We start from the raw sequence: 19,197 nt of genomic DNA, 5'->3' as shown, positions 1-19,197 counted from the left end.
AAATGAAAGTTCTGCTTCATTTTTTCCTGCTGTTTTGCGGCACAACTGCCTTGGCGCAAATTGGGAAAGTCGACATCGGTAAATCTACCATTGGCCGAACTGATTTTAGCCCGGCAGTAATTGCACAGGCTGTTACTGCGGTATGTGCATTGCCCAATAGTTGTAGTGATTCCACAGGCTGTCCCATTTACATTTTTACTGGCGAAGGTGATTGGCGTATACCGGGCAACTGGGCCGGTGGCAACATGCCTCCTACAGAACTGCCCAACTGTTATCAAATCATCATTAATCCCGTCAGCAACAAAAGTGTTTTGGTCAATCCACAAACATTTTATACCGGCAGCAAACTACATGTAATGCCAGGCAAAACGTTGATTGTACCGGGTAATGTATTTGTGCAGTAAATATTGGATTACTTCGTCGCTTCTTCCTCCACTGGTTTCTCAATTACTTTCACCAGCTCGGCCACATCGATAGTAATGGGAATGACACCTACCTGTACAATGGCTTTTTTGCCCCGTATTTCTTTTACCACACCCACCTGCCGGTTCTTCTTCATTTTCACTTTGTCGCCTTCGGCAATGGGCTCTGTAGTTTCGGTGTATTTGCTGTCTACTTTTTTATCTTTCTTTTCGGCTACCTGCTTTTCTTTCTGCTTAAACAGCAAAGCATGAATGAGCCTAACTACTTCTTCTTTGTTGTCGGTTTTGCGCCACTCTATCACCATGGCTTTTAGCTTTCGCTCCATTTCTTTCAGATAAGTGAGCTGCTCTTCCCTGAACTTATTTTGCTGCTTCAACAGCTCCACCTGCTGCTGATGTTTTTCGCGGTTCATCACTTTCTCCATCTCCTTTTTCAACCGCTCATTTTCTTTCATCAGCTTGTGCAGCTCTGCTTCCCGTACCTCCAACCGTTGCAGGTCTTGCTCGGTGCGGTTCAGCAGTTTATCGAGGGTAAAATGATCTTCATCTACCAGCTTGCGGGCACGGGCTATCAAAGCCTTTGGCAGGCCAATTCTTTCAGCAATTGAAAACGTATAACTGCTGCCGGGTTTGCCTACCACCAACCGGTACAGCGGCGTCAGTTTTTCTTCATCAAACTGCATGGCGCCGTTGATGATACCTGGCACACGGTTGGCCATCACCTTCAGGTTGAGGTAATGCGTGGTTACTACGCCCATGCTGTGTTTGCGGGCCAATTCTTCCATAATCACTTCGGCAAAAGAACCACCCAAATTAGGGTCGCTGCCGCTACCCAACTCATCAATAAAAAACATGGTTTTGCCATTGGCCAACTCTAGAAAATATTTCATGTGTTGCAAATGGCTGCTGTATGTACTCAGCTCAAATTCGATGCTTTGCGTATCGCCAATGTGTATGAAGAGTTGTTTGAAAATTCCCATCACACTATCGGCCTGCATGGGCACCAGTAAACCCGCCTGCAACATCATTTGGCAGAGGCCGATGGTTTTCATCGTCACCGTTTTACCACCGGCGTTGGGCCCGCTGATGACGAGGATGCGTCCTTTATCATCTAACTTTAAATTGAGCGGCACCGTTTCTTTACCGCTCTGCTTGTTGTACAAATACAAAAGCGGATGATAGGCTTTCTTCAATTCGATATGCGCCTTGTTTACCACATTGGGCATTTGCGCATTCATATCCACCGCCAGCTTGGCTTTGGCACGGATATAATCAAACTCGCCAATGATGTCGAGATAGGTTTGCATCAATGCAGCATACGGTTGCAGGCTGGCCGTGAGCTGGCGCAAAATGCGTTGCACTTCTTTGTGCTCTTCATTTTCCAACGAAAAAATTTCGTTGTTCAACGCTGTGGTTTCTTCGGGCTCAATAAAGGCTGTTTGGCGGCTGTCGCTCTCGCCATGCAGTACGCCTTTAATCATGCGTTTGTTTTCGGCAAATACTGCGAGCACTCGTCTGCCATTCAAAAAACTTTCTTCAATATCGGCAAGGTAGCCTTGCTTGTTCATCTTCTGAATGATGCGATCAAACACCCGTCGCAGCTCGTTGCGTTTGCGATAAAGGCTTTGGCGTATGCGTTGCAAATCTTCGCTGGCATCGTCTTTTACCACACCCAGTTCATCCACCACGGCATCAATCATTTCCCGAATCACTTTTTCGTAGTAGCTATTGTTTACTACCAAGGTGAGTGCAGGAAATGCGAGTCGACGTTCGCTATCGAACCAGCGGAAAATATTGCCAGCAGTTTCGAGCAGTTTGCGAATGAGCACCCATTGCTCACCCGTAAGCATGGCACCTGGTATGCTCAGCAGTTTCAGGTCTTTCTCGAGGTTCTTATGAAAATCGCCGGGAAAATATTGGGCCGTTTGCAGCAGCAACATGAACTCATGTGTTTGCCGCAATTCTGTTTCAATGTATTGTATATGCGTATGTATGCGCATGTGCTCCACTTTGTGGTGGGCATACGCCGTTTTCACATGATTCAACAACAGCTGTTGCACCTTGTCGAACTCCAACTGAACCATCGCACTTTCAGGATATAACCGCATACAACTTGCTTCGCATCACTTTTTTGCTGCGCAAAAGTGAGTAAAAATGAGGGAACCACCACTCTTGTGCAGGAAACCGCCGGGGCAATCTATTTTTTGTGAGCAAATGCATACCAAATCAAGCTTGACGAACCCCTACTTTTACGGCCCTTCGCTCCCATTATTTCATGACAACGCCCCCTCCATATTGGTTGCCTTTGCGCCTGTCGGCCACCGCACAAACCTTACAACTTAGCTGGCTGTTCACTCAGCAACATCGTTTTACCGAGCCTTTTTTTGACGATAGCATTGCTGTTTGCAAAAGACTGTTTGCTGAAAACAAAGCCACCAACAAACCGCTCACCGGTATTGAAGTATTGCTGCAACCAACGCCCATGCCTGCGGCAAAAACATCCGTCATTGTGCATCATGTCTCCCGCTGCGGCTCTACATTGATTGCACAACTCATGGCATTGAATGAGCAAATGATAGTGCTGTCGGAAGTACCCGTGCTGGACGATGTGTTGCAACTTTTGCCTGAGCAGGAAAAGCCCGTCTATTTTAATGCTGCGCTGCAGTGGCTATCGCAATGCCGCATAGGTACCGAGCAGCAGGTGTTGGTAAAAGCCGATGCCTGGCAGTTGTTTCAGCATGAGCATATAAAAAGAGTTGCCCCGCTACTGCATACGTGTTGCTGTACCGCCATCCCTACGAAGTATGGCAATCGCATCAAAAAAGCCGCGGCATGCACATGGTACCGGGCATGTTGCCAGCAAATGCATTGCCAGCACCTGCACATGATTTATCGCCCGGCGATTTGGATGGTTACTGTGCTCATGTACTCGAACATTATTTCAGGACCATGTACCAATTGGCCACAGCGCATCCGCAATATTTATTGCTGAACTATGCCCAAGGCCCCATGGCGCTGACATTACAAACCGCACAACATGCAGGCATTGCTCTCAGCGAAACTTTACTGGCGCAAATGCAAACCAGAAGCCAGTTTCATGCCAAGCGGCCCGGCGAAGCTTTTGCTGAAAAAATGAATCATCAATCCATACCCGATAGCCTTGCTACGGCAATGGCATATTATCATCAGCTGGAGATATTGCGCCTTCAGCAATCAATTGCCGGTAAATAAAAGCAAACAGAATTTCCGCCGCTTCATCCACGCTGTGCAAGTGCGTAGGCAGGTGTACATGCGGATTTTCGGGAGCCTCATACACATCATTCACGCCCGTGAGGTTATGCAGCTTTTCCGGATGACCTTCGGGCAGCAATGCACGTTTGTACAAACCTTTGGTATCGCGGCTAATGAGGGTGGGTAAAGCACAATCAACCCAAACCGTGTAAGCACCGTACTCTTTTTCTATTTGCTCCCGTATGGCAGCAAAAGGATTGATAACGGCCAGCAATACCACAGCTCCTTCCTGGCTTTTTCATGCGCCAATCTGGCCAGCCGCCGCACATTTTCCTGCCGGTCAGCTGCAGAAAATCCGAGATCGGCGCACAGCGTTTTGCGGTATACATCCCCATCAATAATGAGGTGGGAAATCTGCAACTGTTGCAACTTTTCTGCCACCGCATGGGCAAGTGTGGTTTTACCGGCGCCGGATAATCCGGTGAATTGAACAATCATGAAATAGCATTGGAGGATGAAGCAGACAAATGTACTTGCAAGGCTGCTGCCAAATCATCGGCCAGCTTGATGGATGTAGCACTGCCTTGCTCTCGTAGTGCTGCTATAACAGCCTGCTGTTGCTGTATAGCCGCAGCATCAACTGCTGCCATACAGCGGGTTGCATTGGCCATGGTTTCTTGCAGCCAGTCATTCACCACACAATCAATTACCAAATGAATACGGTCGATGTTGCTTTCATTTACCACCGAATGGGGCAGGTTGGCATTGAGGTACCAGCATTCGCCGGCAGGCATGTGCATGGCTTGTCCGTCGATGGTAAATAGCACTTTTGGATGCGTAAAAATGGGCAGGTGCAATCTGGCTTCGCCCTGCTCAAAAGACAATTCTCTGTCGCGGTGGGTTTTGATGACCGCACCTGCGGCAAGGTTCAGCAGTCGCACCGACATCACAGTACACGGCAATGCTGCCACCCATGCTTCAATGCTGGGTAGTTCCTGCATCAGCGGCGTGTTGGCATAGGTTTCAGCGCCCACAGCATCGGGCACCACATGGCCGGTTTCGCCACCCGGCGACCGCAAGGCCAGCGCCGTCCACGAACCTTCGTAATGCAGCTGATTGAAATGCGGCAACCACTGCTGCTGCAATTGTTGCACCTCGGTTTGCATTTGCTGCCAGGGATAGCTCAGGGGTAGTTTGGCGTGTGAAATAATCTGCATGATGGCACCAAATTAAAGGCTTCGCATTTGCAGTAGCAAAAATTACAAGCTGGCTTCATTTGCCATATGCGGAACCAGACGCCAACTCTTGCTTGTACAGCTGCATTCCCTGTACATTTGCGCCAAACATCAGATAGCATTATGAAAAAGATTGTTGTTGCTGCATCACTGGCCCTGTGTATGGTAGCCGGTGCTCAGGCCCAGGCCCTCAAAACTCCTGCGCCTTCTACTACTCAGTACATTAAGCAAGATTTTGGTTTGGGTACCATTGAGCTGAGCTACAGCCGCCCCAGTGCCAAAGGCCGTGTGGTAATGGGCGATTTGGTGCCCTACGGTAAAGTATGGCGTACCGGTGCCAACAATGCAACCACCCTCACCTTTAGCGATGATGTAACCATTGGTGGCAAACTGGTAAAAGCCGGTAAGTATGGTCTGTTGTCTATTCCCGAAGCCAAAGAGTGGACACTCATCATCACCAAAGATTTGAATGTAACCAGCCCCGCTGCGTACAACGAAGCCAACGATGTGGTACGTGTAAAAGTGCCCGCTACTACCGTAGGTATGAAGGCCGAAACTTTTACCATGCAGTTTCAGAGCATTACCAACAGCACCTGCGAACTGCACCTGCTTTGGGACAATGTGATGGTAGCACTGCCCATCAGCACCGATGTAGATGGCAAGGTAATGGCACAGATTAAGCAGGTAATGGAAGTAGACAGCAAGCCTTATTTTGCTGCTGCCCAGTACTACTACGACAATGGCAAAGACCTGAAGACTGCCCGTGAGTGGGCCGACAAAGCAGTAGCTGCCAGCCCTAATGCGTATTGGGTAGCATTGCTCAATGCCCGCATTTGCGCCAAGCTCGGCGACAAAGCGGCAGCAAAAGCCATGGCCGAAAAAACAGTTGACCTGGCCACCAAAGGCAAAAACGACGATTATGTAAAAATGGCCAACGACCTGCTGAAAACTTTGTAAGCTGCAGTTGTTGTGGTAATAAAAAAGGATGGCGAGAGTCATCCTTTTTTTGTGGGTGGAAGTGGTGTTGCAGGGAACGTTTCCCAGCAACGTCTCCCGTAGGGGACGTTGCGTGACATGGAGAACACCGCTGTTGGTGTTTTCACCAACAGCAATTGATGTAGATTTTAAGCATTGCGGGTGATAACAACCGTAATGCCGAAATCAACATGATTAATTTGACGCTGGAATTTTACTGTTGATAAATTCAAAATTTACCCATTCAAAAACAGCGCAGTCAAATCTCTTCTTTCCTTTTTTAGTCGGTACCCATGCCGGTTCCCATTGCATACAGCACTTAATAAATGCAGAAAGCTTCGCCAGATTTGCTGGTAAGACTTTTGGCGCAAAATAATCTTCCATAAATACCACCTTTTGAGCATGTCCGTTTTTATCTACAACTATTTCAAAACGCATACTATCCAATCCCGGAATCGAATCCTTAAACCTTTCATGTAGCATCGTGCCGAATGATTTTTTGGATATCCATTTCGGTCCATCACCCGGGTCATCAACCACTTTGCTCTGACCAAACAATACAAGTGAGTGTAGCATTAACAGCAGCGTTATGAGTGTGAGATTTTTCATGATTTTATTTTTCGCTAATAACATGAAATTATCACTTATACCGAACCCCATTTTTCATCACCAGCTGCACCTGGTACAGGGCTTGCAGGTTCTCCAAAGGATTGCCGGCTACAGCAATGATATCGGCCCACTTACCGGTTTGAATGCGGCCGAGGTTGGGCAGTTGCAACCAGTCGGCATTACCGGCAGTAGCCGCTTTCAGTACTTGTGGTATGGGCATGCCGTATTCGGCCATCAGCAATAGCTCCTGCACATTGCTGCCGTGGGCAAATACGCCCACATCGCCGCCAAACACAATGCCCACGCCAGACTGCAAGGCAGCGGCAAATGATTGTCGCTTTTTAGTGATGGATACCGGCTCGGGCTCCTGCCCTTTTTTCCAGCCGCGGTATTGCGCTATCGATTCGCTGGCGGCAAGTGTGGGGCAATACGCCACTCCTTTTGTTGCATCAATTGAAAAGTGGCGAGGTCGCCATCATCGCCATGCTCTATGGTAGCCACACCTGCCAGTGTAGCCCGGCGCATGGCTTCGGGGGAAACGGCATGCACCACCACGGGCCGGCCGGCACTGGAAGCTACGGCCACAGCCACCGACAATTCTTCCTGCGTAAACGTGGGGCGGGCAGTGCGGCCCACCCCCCAGTAATAATCGCCGTAGAGTTTTATCACATCGGCCCCCTTGCCTATCTGGCTGCGTATTTCTCTGGTCAGTCCTTCTACGCCATCAGCTTCAGCAGCTCCTTTGGGATAATCTACATCAGCCGATTTGCTTTTGGGTCCGTAGCTACCGGTGGCCACAATGGCCTTGGTAGCCACCAGCATGCGGGGTCCGGGAATGACGCCTTTATCAATGGCTTGCTTGAGGCCCACATCATCGTAGTTGGCGCCTTCCGTTCCCAAATCCCGAACGGTGGTAATGCCCGCCATCAGCGTGGCACGGGCATGATTGACGGCACGGGCAATGCGTTCTGCCGCCGACTCCTCCAGCACCTGCTCATTCCAGCTTACTTCGTTGTACGGGTGCAACAGCAGGTGTGAATGCCCTTCTATCAAACCCGGCAGCAGGGTTTTACCTGCTAAGGAAATGGTTTGCAGCGGTGCTTTGCCAATAGCTGTTGCGGAAAAACCGGCCTTGGGCCCGGCATATACAATGAGATGGCCCTGCACGGCTACCACCCAGCCGGTATGCATTTGTTCGCCATCCCACACCCGGTCGGGCACCAGCAGGCGAAGCGTATCTGTAGCTGTTTGTGCATGCGCCGTATGCAAGCCCAGCATCAGGAAGAAAAACAAGCGGAACCAGCGTTGGCTCATGTTAGTACAATTTAGGCTGACAAATTAGCCATTGGGTGCCAATCCGCCACGGCCCTTCACCCTTTTCCTTCACAGGCTCTTCACAATTGTATGCCCAACTGGCAGGCAAATGACCTGTGCACCTTTCGTGGAAAAGCCAAATGGCAGAAAATTTCAAATGGCTTTATTTTTGATTTTCTCTCTACGAACATTTCTAACCAATCAAAAAAAGGATATACAATGGCTTTAGAATTTACCGATGCCGCTTTTAAGAAAGACGTGCTCGAAAGTGATAAACTGACTGTGGTGGATTTTTGGGCAGAATGGTGTGGCCCCTGCCGTGCTATCGGTCCAGTAATTGAAGACCTGAGCAAAGAATACGCCGGTAAAATTCAGGTGGGCAAACTCAACGTAGACCACAACCCTGAAGTAAGCATCAACTACGGCATCACTTCTATTCCTGCCATCCTGTTTTTCAAAAACGGTCAGGTGGTAGACAAACTGGTAGGTGCTCAGCCCAAGTCAAACTTCGTGAAGAAGATTGAGCAACACATGTAAGAAAGTCCCGATTGTATCGGGTTAAATTTTAGCACAGCAACCTGTCATCATCCAATTTGATGACAGGTTGCTTTATTTTGCAGCTATGGAGCAAACAATATTTGATACGTGGAGAGAGCTGGTGCCGGCCGATTTTGCCGACAACAGCCGTGTGTGGATTTATCAGTGCAACCGCATGCTCATGATGAGCGAAGCCTTGCAGGTAGAACCAATGCTGGAAGATTTTGTAGCCAACTGGAAAAGTCATGGCGCCCCGGTGAAGGGTTACGCCAATTTATTCTTCGGTCAGTTTTTGGTGATTATGGCCGATGAAAGTGCCACCACGGTGGGCGGTTGCAGCACCGATAGTTCGGTACGCATGGTCAAAGAAATAGAACAACGTTTTCGGGTAAATATGTTCGACCGTTTGTCGCTGGCATTTTTGGTAAAAGGCAAGGTAGAAATGCTGCCCGTACACCAGTTGCAATACGGTATCGAAAAAGGCTTTATTTCCCCCGATACCATTTACTTTAATAACCTGGTACAAACCAAGGCCGACTGGTTGAACAAGTGGATGGTGCCTGCTGCTCAAAGCTGGCTGGCCAGCCGCTACAAGCCACTCACCACCGTATAAGCTTATACCACTAATTCAGCTTTATGCAACGTTTCTTTTCTTCCAAATGGCTGGTCATCGGTTGTATTATAGCCGCCTTGTTTGCTTTCAATGCCGATGTCAACGCAGCCGGATTTGTGCCAGCCAAAAAAGACAAAGCCACGCTGGTACAGGAAACGGTACAGCAAATACAATTGTATCTGAAGGCAGAAAAAGCTGCCTATACTTTGGCGGGCTTCGAATCGTTTGTCGGCAGAAAACTCAGCAAAAAAGAGAAACGCATTTTTAAAGTCTATCAACTGTTTATAGACCCCACACTCAGCCCGGAAGCTGATGCTGCCATGCAGCGCAACAAAACGCTGGGCAACTGGAGTATGATAATGGGTATTGCCGGTATTGTGGTAATGTTTATTCCCTATGTATCTGTGCTCACATTACTCCTGTGGCCTGGCGCTATTATCACAGGTATCATTGCGGTTAGCCGTGCCAAATCATTCAACAATCGCAAAGGCAGTGGTTTTGCCTCTGGTGTCGCTGGCATGATTACCGGCGGCCTGGGCATCGTATTTTTTTGGTGGCACTGATGGTACTCGTCACCCTTTTCTAAAAAGCATTATGCATTGGGCTTTGCCCACAACTGCGCCAGCGTTACCAACACGTCTGATGCTTTTTGCATGTCCTGTACACTTATCCATTCGTGCTTGCCATGCAGGTTTTGCATACCGGTAAAAATATTGGGGCAAGGCAATCCCATAAAGCTCAGGCGGCTACCATCGGTACCCCCACGAATGGCTTCTGTTTTCACAGTAAGTCCATTGGCTTCAATAGCTTGCTTTGCCAACGCTACAATCTGCGGATGTTTGTCCAATACTTCTTTCATGTTGCGGTATTGCTCGGTTACCACAAAATCCATGGTAGCACCAGGAAACTCCGCCACAACTTGTTCGGCTATTTGCTGCAACCGATTTTCATGCTCGGCCAGCTTATACGTTTCAAAATCTCGAACAATAAAATGGATGGATGCTTTTTCAGCAATACCCGATAGTTGTACCGGATGCACAAAGCCTTCCCGCTTTTCAGTGGTCTCGGGGCTCCATTCGTTTTTGGGCAATCGGTCGAGAATAGCAGCAGCTACTTTCAACGCATTCACCAAAATGCCCTTGGCTGTGCCGGGATGCACACTTACACCATGTACCACTATTTCTACGCCATCGGCACTAAAGGTTTCATCTTCCAAATCGCCGGCTTCCCCACCATCCAGCGTGTAGCCAAATTGTGCACCCAGTTTTTGTAAATCTACTTTTGCAGTGCCACGTCCTACTTCTTCATCGGGTGTAAATAATATTTTAATAGCACCATGTTTGAGCTCTGGATGCTGCATCAGGTATTGCGCCATGTCCATAATGACAGCAACACCGCTTTTATCATCAGCTCCCAATAAAGTACTACCGCTGGCTGTAATGATGTCGTCGCCAATCTTCTTTTGTAAATACGGGTATGCTTTGGGCGAAATAATTTGCGTAGGATCGTCAGGCAATATCAAGTCACGTCCATCGTATTGACGATGGAGCATGGGCCGAACGTTGGTGCCGCTGCAATCCGGCGCCGTATCTAAATGGCTGCAAAAACAAATCACCGGCACATCATGCTCCACATTGGCAGGAATGGTAGCGTACACATAACCGTACTCATCCATATGTGCATCGCCTATGCCCATGGCCTGCAGCTCTTTTGCCAGTATGGCCGACAAATCTTTCTGCTTTTCCGTACTGGGGAAGCTGCTGCTGTTGGGGTCGCTTTGGGTATCTACCTGCACATACCTGATCAATCTTTCAGCTACACTATATTCCTGTGCTGTCCGCATATACTTTCTGTTTTTGTCTGTCGCAAATGTACAAGGCCGGGCGGCTTATTCACCCGCCCTTGCCGATGCAGCATCAATATTGCTGCCAAAGAAAATGGCATTCATAAAGAGCTTGGAGGCACCCAGCCAAAAAGCTCGGAAATTTGGATTGTCTGCCATGAGTACAATGCGGCCTGCACCACTTGTTTGCACCATAACTGAAGCAGAGTTTTTCAATGCGGCATAATTCTGGCGGGTGATGTAACCGCTTTGCAATGGGTTGCTGCCATACTTCACCGGCGTAGCATATGGGTTCTTTGGAATTTGCAGAAATACATTATTCGTTTTAAACAGATCAACAGTGTTGCCGCTGTAGCCATAGCACAACGGATGTGTTACATCAAGCTCAGCACGAAAGATGGCGCCATTCATGCGTTGTGCCCCATCAATTTGTTCTTTGGCAAAATAGTTGGGTTTCATCAGGCTGTCTACAGCTGGTGCTACCCTTTTCATATCTGCTTTTACCAAGCCATTATCGGCCAGCCAACTCACGGCATCTTCGCAGGCGATAAGCACACCGCCGGCATCAACCCAGGCTTTCAGTTTGTCTTTATTGATAGCACTGTACATGCCACTCACCATTATCAGCGTTGTGTAACGGTCGAGATCGGCCCGGTTAAACTGTGCCACATCCAAATGTGTAGTACCCATATCCATGCGCTGATCCAGCAAATGCCACACTTCGCCAGCATCGGTGGCACTTACACCTGTGCCTACCAACATAGCCACACTCGGAGTATTTACCTTTTGCATATAGCGGCTGCCCAAGTCGCTGCCTGCGGTTACATTGCCTGTGCGTAAAGGCGTAAACGTTACAGCACAGCTGGCCGCTACATCTGCAATCACTTTCTTCAATTCAGCAGCACTCAAATTTTGTGTTTGCTGTGGGATAATGATGGTGCCTCTGTCGAAATTGCGCAGGCTGTCTCCCATATTAAACTGCATGGTATTACCAGCCACCTTGGCCTGCACACCCCGCTGCAATAATTTCCACAAAGCTTTGGGTGCTTCAAACGCTTTCCAGTCGAGCAGGTAGCCATAGCTGGCTTCGCCGGCTTCTATTACGCCAGGCACAGTACCAGTAAGCATTACTCTATCACCCTGCAGTTGCGGTTGTGCAGCCGTAAGGCCGGCATATGGAACACCAAAGGCCATAGGCATGGTCCAGGTGGTTACATCATAAAACAAACTGTCGGTGTATTGCAGTTGCTTATCAAATACGGTACGCACCAGCTTGTATTGATGCGCAGGCACCGGAACAATGAAGCCCTTGCCTTTGGCAAAGCTTTGCCCACCGGCAGATACATCACTTTTCAAGCCAAACACATCTACCCCATGACGGGTAAGCATTTGCGCCAAAATGAGTCCCTTTTGCGGATCGTTGTTATCACCAAACACAAATGCTTTTTCCGCAGATGCAGCGGCATCTTTAATCATTTGATTGTAAAATTCTTTCTGATAATTCAGCAGCTCAACCCGCAGATTTTTAGCTGCTTCCAGCGTTGACAAGGTTGTTACAAACTGATTGCGGATGGTAAAAGGAAATGTCAGCAATCCGTTGTCCGTTTCTTGCACGTGACCGCGGCTGCTGGCTTGCTCAAACAATATGCCAATACCGCCCTGCATATCGGGGAAGGTGCTGCCTTTGCCGTAGTAAAAATCGTCGTAGCCTTCTTTGGTAAAATAGAGGCTGCCAATGCGGTCGAGAAAACGGGCATGAAACTGACCAATTTTACCGGTGAGTTCCTGGTTTTTTACCGGCGTAAGCGGATGCACCCTGCTGGGCACACCGGGTTGAAAGAAGAAGGTAGAATTGCTACCCATCTCATGATGGTCCGTAAGAATGTTGGGTTTCCAATCGTGGAAATATTTGAGTCGGTTTTGGCTTTCGCGGTGTACTGCCGGCAGCCAGTCGCGGTTCAGGTCGAACCAGTAATGGTTGAAACGACCACCGGGCCATACTTCGTTGTATTCGCGGCTTTGCGGATCGGCCACCAGGTTTTTGCTTTTGTGCTGGTTGGCCCAGGTAGCAAAGCGGTTGAGGCCATCGGGATTGAAAGACGGATCAAGCAAAATGATGGTGTTGCTCAGTAAGTCATCAATCTGCGGGCCTTTGGCTGCCGCCAGATAATAGGCAGCCAGCAGTGCGGCATTGCTACCACTGCTTTCATTGCCATGAATGGAGTAGCCCATTAAAACTACCGCCGGCATGCCCTTGGTGTCGAGGTTGGCGGAGGTAACAGGATTGAGTAGCTGCAAATGCTGTTGGCGCAACAGCTCAATGCGGCCCATGTTGCCAGGTGATGAAATAGTGAGCAGCAATTGCTGACGCCCTTCGTAAGTAGTGCCGGTAACCTTGAGTTGTATCCTGTCGGGTTTGGCAGCAGCCAGTGCTTTCATATACATCACCAACTTATCGTGGGTTACGTGCCACTCGCCTACTTCGTGGCCAATGACGCTGGCAGGCGTAGGCACGGCGGGGTCGTATTGAACACTATCGGGCAGGTAATAACTCAGCGGCTGTGCTGTAGTCGCCAATGACAACAGCAGCAGGCCACAACAAAAGGCAAACAGTTTTCTCATAGCAAAAACGAATTGAAAGTATTAGGCGGCAAAAAGTACAAAACCCTTCCGAAGTGGAAGGGTTTTGCTATTGATAATGAACCTTTTTTTAAAATGGGAGGTCATCACCCAAATCATTTTCCATGGGAGCTGGTGCCGATGAAGCGCTGTGTGAGCCACTGCTCATGGGTGCTGCATCATGGCCACCGCCATTGCCCGGCTGATCGGCACGGGCACCCACCAACTGCAAGCTCAACACCCGCAATGAAAGTGTAGCGCCGGCGGTACCATCGGTACGAGTAAACTGGCGAACTTCAGGTGTACCTTCTACATATACCTGTGCACCCCGTTTCAGATAAGGTACAACACCAGTTCTGTCTGTCCAGTAGGCACATTCTACCCAGGTGGTTTTTTCTTTTTGCCCACCGCTGCTGTCGCGGTAGCGTTCGGTATGGGCTACAGTAAAGTTGATAACGTTTTTGCCATTTACCTGATTTACCTGAGCGTCTTTGCCCAGATTGCCAATTGCCTGAAGCTTAATCATACGTTTACCTGAATTTTTAAAAAACTTACTAATAATGTATTGCGAACATTAAAGTTAATGGGAGCCGCCTTGTAAAAATCAACAATGAGGCATGTTTTTTTAGCTTTTGCCTCCTAAACATTGCACAATTCATCCATGGGCGTAAGTGGCTGAGTATCTTGTACTGTACAACCAATTATGCAAGCATCTACTACATCCCAACACAACCTGTTTTGGCATGGTCCATTGTTCAAAGGAGAAATTTATGCCGACGAACTGAGCTTCCTTTCCAGCAAAAACAACCGTGGTTACGAACCACACATTCCAGTGAATTTGCTGGTAGACACCGGCTCCAATATTTCCGGGGTAGACTACAGCATTGTGCAAAAACTCAAACTGCCCAAGTACGAAGCGCCTGCTGAGGTAGATGGTGTTGGCGGCAAACACAGCCTTGGCTTGTACAGGGCTGTTCTCTTCCTCGATATTTTTGGCCAAAAGGGTTTGCCCCTCGACCTGATAGCCGGTGATTACAGCCAAAGCCCTTATGATGGGGTGATTGGCCGTGATGTGCTGCAGTATTGTAAGTTCACCTTCGATGGACCAGCCAACCAGTTTATTTTAGAAGCAGTAAACTTCTAGAGGGTACCCGATGGTTTGCAAAGCCTGTCCTAATTCCGGCATGCGATAATGCCAATTGCAGGCAGATGGCTACTTTTGCCGCCTGTATCCGGACTATGAACCCGGCTCGTACAGCTTAAAACATGAGTAAAAAAGGAAAAGTACTGGTGGCCATGAGTGGTGGCATCGACAGTACAGTAACTGCCCTGATGCTACACGAACAGGGCTACGAAGTAGTAGGCATAACCATGAAAACATGGGATTATGCCAGCAGCGGCACCGGCACCAAGGGTAAAAAAGAAACCGGCTGCTGCAATCTCGACAGTTTCAACGACGCAAGAATGGCCGCGGTGCAGCATGGCTTCCCGCATTTCATCCTCGACATTCGTGAGGAGTTTGGCGATTTTGTAATCGAAAACTTTGTGGAGGAATATATGGCGGGCCGTACGCCAAACCCCTGTGTGATGTGCAACACCCACATCAAATGGCGGGCACTGCTCAAGCGGGCCGATGCGCTGGATTGTGAGTTCATTGCTACAGGCCATTATGGCAACATTCACCAGCATACCAACGGCCGCTATTACATCAGCAAAGGTTTGGATGAAACAAAAGACCAGAGCTATGTACTGTGGGGCCTGCAGCAAGATTTGCTGAGCCGTACCCTGCTGCCATTGGGCAGCTACCGCAAGTCGGAAATACGCCAGATGGCTGAGGACTATGGCTACCCCGAACTGGCCAAAAAAGCAGAGAGCTACGAAATTTGCTTTGTGCCCGACAACGACTACCGTGGTTTTTTGAAACGGCGCATCGACGGGCTGGAAGAAAAAGTAGCCGGCGGTTGGTTTGTAGATAAAACCGGTAAAAAACTAGGCCAGCATAAAGGCTATCCATTTTACACCATCGGCCAACGCAAAGGCTTGGATATTGCCTTGGGCAAACCCGCCTATGTTACCCATATTGACCCCGATACCAACACCGTGGTACTGGGCGATGAAGCCGACCTGAACCGGGCAGAAATGCTGGTGCAAAAAATAAACTGGCTGAAGTACGACGGCGTAACCGATGGCATGGAAGCCATTACCAAAATCCGCTACAAAGACCAGGGGGCAATCAGTCAATTGTTCAATGAAGACGGCAAAATAAAAGTGCGTTTTTACGAAGATGTAAAAGGCATCGCCCCGGGACAAAGCGCCGTTTTTTATGAAGGCAACGATGTGATTGGCGGCGGCATTATTCAGCGGTATTAATAACTTGCCACGCAATCGGTGCTGCAATCTTTTATTTTTGAAATGCTGCTCAATAACAAATAGACTTGTGCCAGCGTTTATACCTCACTGCATGAAAACTAACTGCTTTATATTGTTGATGTTTTTGCTGGGCTCGATGGCTATCAGTAGCTGCGGCAGCAAGAACATCGACATGAGCAGTCCGGCACTCGCCGATTACTTTCCCATGCAGGCAGGCAAGTACATCACCTACAGAATAGACAGTACGCTGCTCACGCAGTTTGGTGCCGACACTACGGTTCGTAGCTATCGGGTAAGAGATACTTATGATGCTGAAATTACCGATAACCTCGGCCGAAAAGCCTGGCGGGTTTTTCGTAGTATCAGCAATCTCGCAGGTACCAGTGCTTATATTCCCAACAATACTTTTTCGGCCACGCCTGTGGGCGAAGACTGGGTAGAATGGAATGAAAACAACCTTCGATTTATGAAGTTGCGTTTCCCCATTCAGGAAGGATTTATGTGGAAGGGCAACAGCTTTATTGATGCAACTTCCATCAACTCTCCCGTTCGATATTTAGCGGATTGGGAATATGGCTATCAAAATGTAGGGCAACCTTTTACCGTAGGTGGCAAAACCTTTGCCAACACGATTACAGTGTTGCAACGAGATGAGGTGTTGCCCGAAGGACCATTCAATGCCTCATTTTACAAACAGTGGAATTACAGCATTGAAGTATATGCAGAAGGCATTGGATTGGTATACAAAAACTTTGACCACAAAGTATGGCAGCCACCTGTGCCCCCGCCCGATTCAAGAGCTGGTTATTGGGAAGACGGCAGCTATCGTATCGTGTTGACCTACATCGACCATAACTAACAAATCATAGGGGATTGACCTGCTTGTCAACTTTTCAACCTACCAACCTTCAAACACTATTTCCCTTTCCTCAACACAGCAATGAACATGCTATCAGACTGATGTTCGATACCGTTGATGAGTTCGCTGTGCAGCAATTGCATACCGGGTTTTGCGGCAATACTTTCAACTACTGCTTCGTTTTCTGCAGCAAATACCGAACAGGTAATGTACACCAATAAGCCACCAGGTTTTATGGCTTGCAGTACATTGCTGGCAATAGCTTTTTGCTTTTGTTGAAACTGCAATTCCTGGCCGGGCTGAAAGAAATACAATTGCTCTGGCGTACGGGCCCAGGTGCCACTGCCACTGCAGGGTACATCGGCAATCACTACATCAAATTTGTCGTGTAAATGCTCTGCCAATGGCGCTGCAACATCGGCCACAAATACCTGATAGTTACGCATGCCTGCTTCAGCAAAACGGGCTTTCAAATTGCTGATAATGCTATCCCTGATATCCGACACGGTAAGTGTAACCGGCGACAGCTGATCATAAAGCATGATAGACTTGCCGCCACTGGCTGCGCAGCAATCCCATGCCAGTACATGCTTCTCTCCTTTTGATGGCCAGTATTGCGCAATGATTTGGCCTGTTCGCTGGCTGCTGTAATCCTGCACCACTACCTGTTGATTGAGTTTCAACACATCATCCAGCTTGGCGCCATTGGGCAGTTGTATTGTTTCATTACTTAGCCACACGGCTTCAATGCCATGCTTTTCCAGCGCAGCCTTTACCTTGCCTTGAAAACCCGGCCTCACCCGCACAAATAAATGTGGTTGACGGAGCATAGATTGTGCTAACGCTGCTGCAGTTATGCCATTGCTCACAGCAGGTTCGTTGGGAAAAATATTCAACCACTGCTCTTCTGTAAACTGTTCAGTAACTGCTGTTGCAGGCACTTTTTCTACCCCTTGCAGCCAGGCTTCATTTTGCTCCGGCATGCATTGTGCTGCCAGCAAAATGCGATCGGCTACACTCAATGGCTCCGGCCATTTGCCCAATCGGTAAAACTGATATACCAATTGCTGTACCGTTCTTCTGTCTTTGCTGCCCATTTGTTTGTTAGCAGCAAAAAACTGTTTCAGGTGAATGGCCAATGGCGTTTTGCCATCATATTTCTCAATCACTTTGCTGGCGCTTTGCCAGTAGCTATGGTATCGGCTCATAGATATAAAAAAATGCCGGAGAGCTTCCGGCATTGTATGAAAAGATGATTCAATCAGAGTTCGAGCAAAGTCTTTACCGGGTCTTTGCCAAACAGCAACAACTCGGGATTTTCCAGTAGCTCTTTTACCCGTACCAGGAAGCTTACTGACTCTCGTCCGTCGATAATGCGGTGATCGTAGCTCAGTGCCAGGTACATCATGGGGCGGATTTCTACCTTTCCATTGATAGCCATTGGGCGTTCCTGAATTTTGTGCATGCCCAAAATAGCACTCTGTGGAATATTGATGATGGGCGTACTCATGAGGCTGCCAAACACACCACCGTTGGTAATGGTGAAAGTGCCACCGGTCATTTCCTCAATGGTCAGTTTGTTTTCACGGGCCTTGGTAGCCAGTTCCACTACTTTCGTTTCTATGTCGGCCATGCTCAGGCTTTCCGCATTGCGGATGACTGGCACCACCAATCCCTTGGGGGCACTTACGGCAATGGAAATATCACAATAGTCGTGGTAAATAATCTGATCGCCATCGATATAGGCATTTACAGCAGGCCATTCTTGCAAGGCGTAACTACAAGCCTTGGTGAAAAAGCTCATGAAGCCCAAGTTGACGCCATGTGTTTTAGAGAATCCGTCTTTGTACAACTTGCGCAGTTCCATAATGCGGGTCATGTCCACCTCGTTGAACGTGGTGAGCATGGCCGTGGTATTCTTGGCTTCCACCAAACGGCGGCTGACCGTTTTGCGGAGGTTGCTCATTTTTTCGGGGCGGTCGTTGCGGCCAAAAGCTACTGTTTGCGGAGCACGTCCGGGATTTTGCAATGCAGCCAACACATCCTGCTTATAGATTTTGCCATTGGCACCAGAGGGCACCACGTTGGCTGGATTCACCTGCTTATCGGCAATGATGGCCGCAGCTACGGGTGTTGCTTTTACATCGGCAGCAGGTTTTGCAGGTTCGGCTGTAGCAAGCAGGTGCTGCCTCTTTAGTCGCGGCTGGTGCTGCTGCTGGCGCTTCCGCACCGGCAGGCCGCTCAGCGGCAGTGTCGATAGAGCAGGCAATGTCGCCAATCAACAGGGTATCGTTTTCTTTGGCAATGTGCTTGAGCACACCTGCCTGTTCGGCATTGATTTCAAAAGTGGCTTTCTCGCTTTCCAGTTCAGCCAATACTTCATCTCGTTCTACCCAGGCGCCGTCGGCCTTCAGCCATTTTACCAGGGTTACTTCATTAATGCTTTCGCCAACCGATGGAACTTTGATTTCTAATGCCATTCGAGCTTCCGTTTTTAGGTGGGCAAAGGTGAAGAAAAAAGGTCAACCTCAGACGCTAAATATTGACGGAATGAGAAAAAAAGACGTATA

Annotated in this window: 21 protein-coding genes and 1 pseudogene; 10 read left to right on the top strand and 12 right to left on the bottom strand. The window is 48.6% G+C overall.

Features of this window, described 5'->3' with window-relative positions:
• The first annotated feature begins 2 nt into the window (after positions 1–2).
• A complete protein-coding gene (locus GLV81_RS08350; protein WP_157478468.1) occupies positions 3–404 on the top strand; it encodes a hypothetical protein in 402 nt (133 codons plus the stop codon).
• Between the two features lie 8 nt (positions 405–412).
• On the opposite strand, the gene GLV81_RS08345 is transcribed toward GLV81_RS08350, so the two are convergent.
• On the bottom strand, positions 413–2,530 hold the full coding sequence (locus GLV81_RS08345) for an endonuclease MutS2 (RefSeq protein ID WP_157478467.1): 2,118 nt from the start codon (positions 2,528–2,530) through the stop codon (positions 413–415).
• 197 nt (positions 2,531–2,727) lie between these two features.
• Between GLV81_RS08345 and GLV81_RS08340 the strand changes: the two genes are divergently transcribed.
• Entirely contained in the window at positions 2,728–3,414 is a 687-nt protein-coding gene (locus GLV81_RS08340) for a hypothetical protein (protein ID WP_197429038.1), read from the top strand.
• Positions 3,372–3,653, top strand: coding sequence for a hypothetical protein (locus GLV81_RS08335; RefSeq protein WP_157478465.1), 282 nt, complete (start codon positions 3,372–3,374; stop codon positions 3,651–3,653). The genes GLV81_RS08340 and GLV81_RS08335 overlap by 43 nt, the downstream gene beginning before the upstream one ends.
• Here the strand turns inward: GLV81_RS08335 and cysC are convergent.
• Together cysC and GLV81_RS08320 are read right to left on the bottom strand one after the other, a co-directional pair.
• Positions 3,586–4,151 (bottom strand): annotated as a pseudogene (gene cysC, locus GLV81_RS20180) (adenylyl-sulfate kinase). The gene GLV81_RS08335 and the pseudogene cysC sit on opposite strands and share 68 nt — an antisense overlap.
• Entirely contained in the window at positions 4,148–4,870 is a 723-nt protein-coding gene (locus GLV81_RS08320) for an aspartyl/asparaginyl beta-hydroxylase domain-containing protein (protein WP_157478462.1), read from the bottom strand. Before GLV81_RS08320 ends, cysC begins: the two are co-directional and overlap by 4 nt.
• Before the next feature lie 141 nt (positions 4,871–5,011).
• Between GLV81_RS08320 and GLV81_RS08315 the strand changes: the two genes are divergently transcribed.
• On the top strand, positions 5,012–5,845 hold the full coding sequence (locus tag GLV81_RS08315) for a DUF2911 domain-containing protein (protein ID WP_157478461.1): 834 nt from the start codon (positions 5,012–5,014) through the stop codon (positions 5,843–5,845).
• A gap of 213 nt (positions 5,846–6,058) precedes the next feature.
• Here the strand turns inward: GLV81_RS08315 and GLV81_RS08310 are convergent, their stop codons facing one another.
• The 3 genes from GLV81_RS08310 to GLV81_RS21195 are packed head-to-tail and all read right to left on the bottom strand — an operon-like array spanning position 6,059 to position 7,786.
• Positions 6,059–6,472, bottom strand: coding sequence for a hypothetical protein (locus GLV81_RS08310; protein WP_157478460.1), 414 nt, complete (start codon positions 6,470–6,472; stop codon positions 6,059–6,061).
• Between the two features lie 31 nt (positions 6,473–6,503).
• Entirely contained in the window at positions 6,504–6,908 is a 405-nt protein-coding gene (locus tag GLV81_RS21200; RefSeq protein ID WP_197429037.1) for an amidohydrolase family protein, read from the bottom strand.
• A complete protein-coding gene (locus GLV81_RS21195) occupies positions 6,869–7,786 on the bottom strand; it encodes an amidohydrolase family protein (RefSeq protein WP_197429036.1) in 918 nt (305 codons plus the stop codon). Before GLV81_RS21195 ends, GLV81_RS21200 begins: the two co-directional genes overlap by 40 nt.
• Before the next feature lie 219 nt (positions 7,787–8,005).
• Between GLV81_RS21195 and trxA the strand changes: the two genes are divergently transcribed.
• From trxA to GLV81_RS08290, 3 genes are all read left to right on the top strand, one after another.
• Positions 8,006–8,323 carry a thioredoxin gene (gene trxA / locus GLV81_RS08300; RefSeq protein ID WP_157478459.1) on the top strand — a complete coding sequence of 106 codons (318 nt, stop codon included), beginning with the start codon at positions 8,006–8,008 and terminating at the stop codon, positions 8,321–8,323.
• An 85-nt stretch (positions 8,324–8,408) separates the two neighbouring features.
• Positions 8,409–8,936: a hypothetical protein gene (locus GLV81_RS08295; RefSeq protein ID WP_157478458.1), complete on the top strand. Its 528-nt coding sequence runs from the start codon at positions 8,409–8,411 to the stop codon at positions 8,934–8,936.
• 23 nt (positions 8,937–8,959) lie between these two features.
• Complete coding sequence (locus GLV81_RS08290) at positions 8,960–9,499, top strand: DUF4190 domain-containing protein (RefSeq protein WP_157478457.1); 540 nt, start codon at positions 8,960–8,962, stop codon at positions 9,497–9,499.
• Between the two features lie 29 nt (positions 9,500–9,528).
• On the opposite strand, the gene pepT is transcribed toward GLV81_RS08290, so the two are convergent.
• The 3 genes from pepT to GLV81_RS08275 form a co-directional block, all read right to left on the bottom strand.
• The gene (gene pepT, locus GLV81_RS08285; protein ID WP_157478456.1) at positions 9,529–10,779 is read right to left on the bottom strand and encodes a peptidase T; all 1,251 of its coding nucleotides are present in this window, start codon (positions 10,777–10,779) and stop codon (positions 9,529–9,531) included.
• 45 nt (positions 10,780–10,824) lie between these two features.
• Complete coding sequence (locus GLV81_RS08280) at positions 10,825–13,401, bottom strand: M14 metallopeptidase family protein (protein ID WP_157478455.1); 2,577 nt, start codon at positions 13,399–13,401, stop codon at positions 10,825–10,827.
• Between the two features lie 88 nt (positions 13,402–13,489).
• Positions 13,490–13,924: a single-stranded DNA-binding protein gene (locus tag GLV81_RS08275; RefSeq protein ID WP_157478454.1), complete on the bottom strand. Its 435-nt coding sequence runs from the start codon at positions 13,922–13,924 to the stop codon at positions 13,490–13,492.
• 177 nt (positions 13,925–14,101) lie between these two features.
• Here GLV81_RS08275 and GLV81_RS08270 point away from each other — a divergent pair, with 177 nt between their 5' ends.
• From GLV81_RS08270 to GLV81_RS08260, 3 genes are all read left to right on the top strand, one after another.
• Complete coding sequence (locus tag GLV81_RS08270; RefSeq protein WP_157478453.1) at positions 14,102–14,542, top strand: pepsin/retropepsin-like aspartic protease family protein; 441 nt, start codon at positions 14,102–14,104, stop codon at positions 14,540–14,542.
• Positions 14,543–14,664: 122 nt separating this feature from the next.
• The gene (gene mnmA, locus GLV81_RS08265; RefSeq protein ID WP_157478452.1) at positions 14,665–15,768 is read left to right on the top strand and encodes a tRNA 2-thiouridine(34) synthase MnmA; all 1,104 of its coding nucleotides are present in this window, start codon (positions 14,665–14,667) and stop codon (positions 15,766–15,768) included.
• A gap of 91 nt (positions 15,769–15,859) precedes the next feature.
• The gene (locus tag GLV81_RS08260; RefSeq protein ID WP_157478451.1) at positions 15,860–16,627 is read left to right on the top strand and encodes a hypothetical protein; all 768 of its coding nucleotides are present in this window, start codon (positions 15,860–15,862) and stop codon (positions 16,625–16,627) included.
• 56 nt (positions 16,628–16,683) lie between these two features.
• On the opposite strand, the gene GLV81_RS08255 is transcribed toward GLV81_RS08260, so the two are convergent.
• The 3 genes from GLV81_RS08255 to GLV81_RS21710 are packed head-to-tail and all read right to left on the bottom strand — an operon-like array spanning position 16,684 to position 19,107.
• Positions 16,684–17,835, bottom strand: coding sequence for an RsmB/NOP family class I SAM-dependent RNA methyltransferase (locus GLV81_RS08255; protein ID WP_197429035.1), 1,152 nt, complete (start codon positions 17,833–17,835; stop codon positions 16,684–16,686).
• 53 nt (positions 17,836–17,888) lie between these two features.
• Complete coding sequence (gene odhB / locus GLV81_RS08250) at positions 17,889–18,809, bottom strand: 2-oxoglutarate dehydrogenase complex dihydrolipoyllysine-residue succinyltransferase (RefSeq protein WP_246186373.1); 921 nt, start codon at positions 18,807–18,809, stop codon at positions 17,889–17,891.
• Positions 18,730–19,107, bottom strand: coding sequence for a lipoyl domain-containing protein (locus GLV81_RS21710; RefSeq protein ID WP_246186319.1), 378 nt, complete (start codon positions 19,105–19,107; stop codon positions 18,730–18,732). Before GLV81_RS21710 ends, odhB begins: the two co-directional genes overlap by 80 nt.
• Positions 19,108–19,197: the final 90 nt, after the last annotated feature.

It is taken from the genome of Phnomibacter ginsenosidimutans (assembly GCF_009740285.1).
In the GTDB taxonomy this organism is placed as follows: Bacteria; Bacteroidota; Bacteroidia; order Chitinophagales; family Chitinophagaceae; genus Phnomibacter; species Phnomibacter ginsenosidimutans.
The sequence above is the reverse complement of the archived record's forward strand: the minus strand, read 5'-3'. Positions and strand labels throughout refer to the sequence as shown.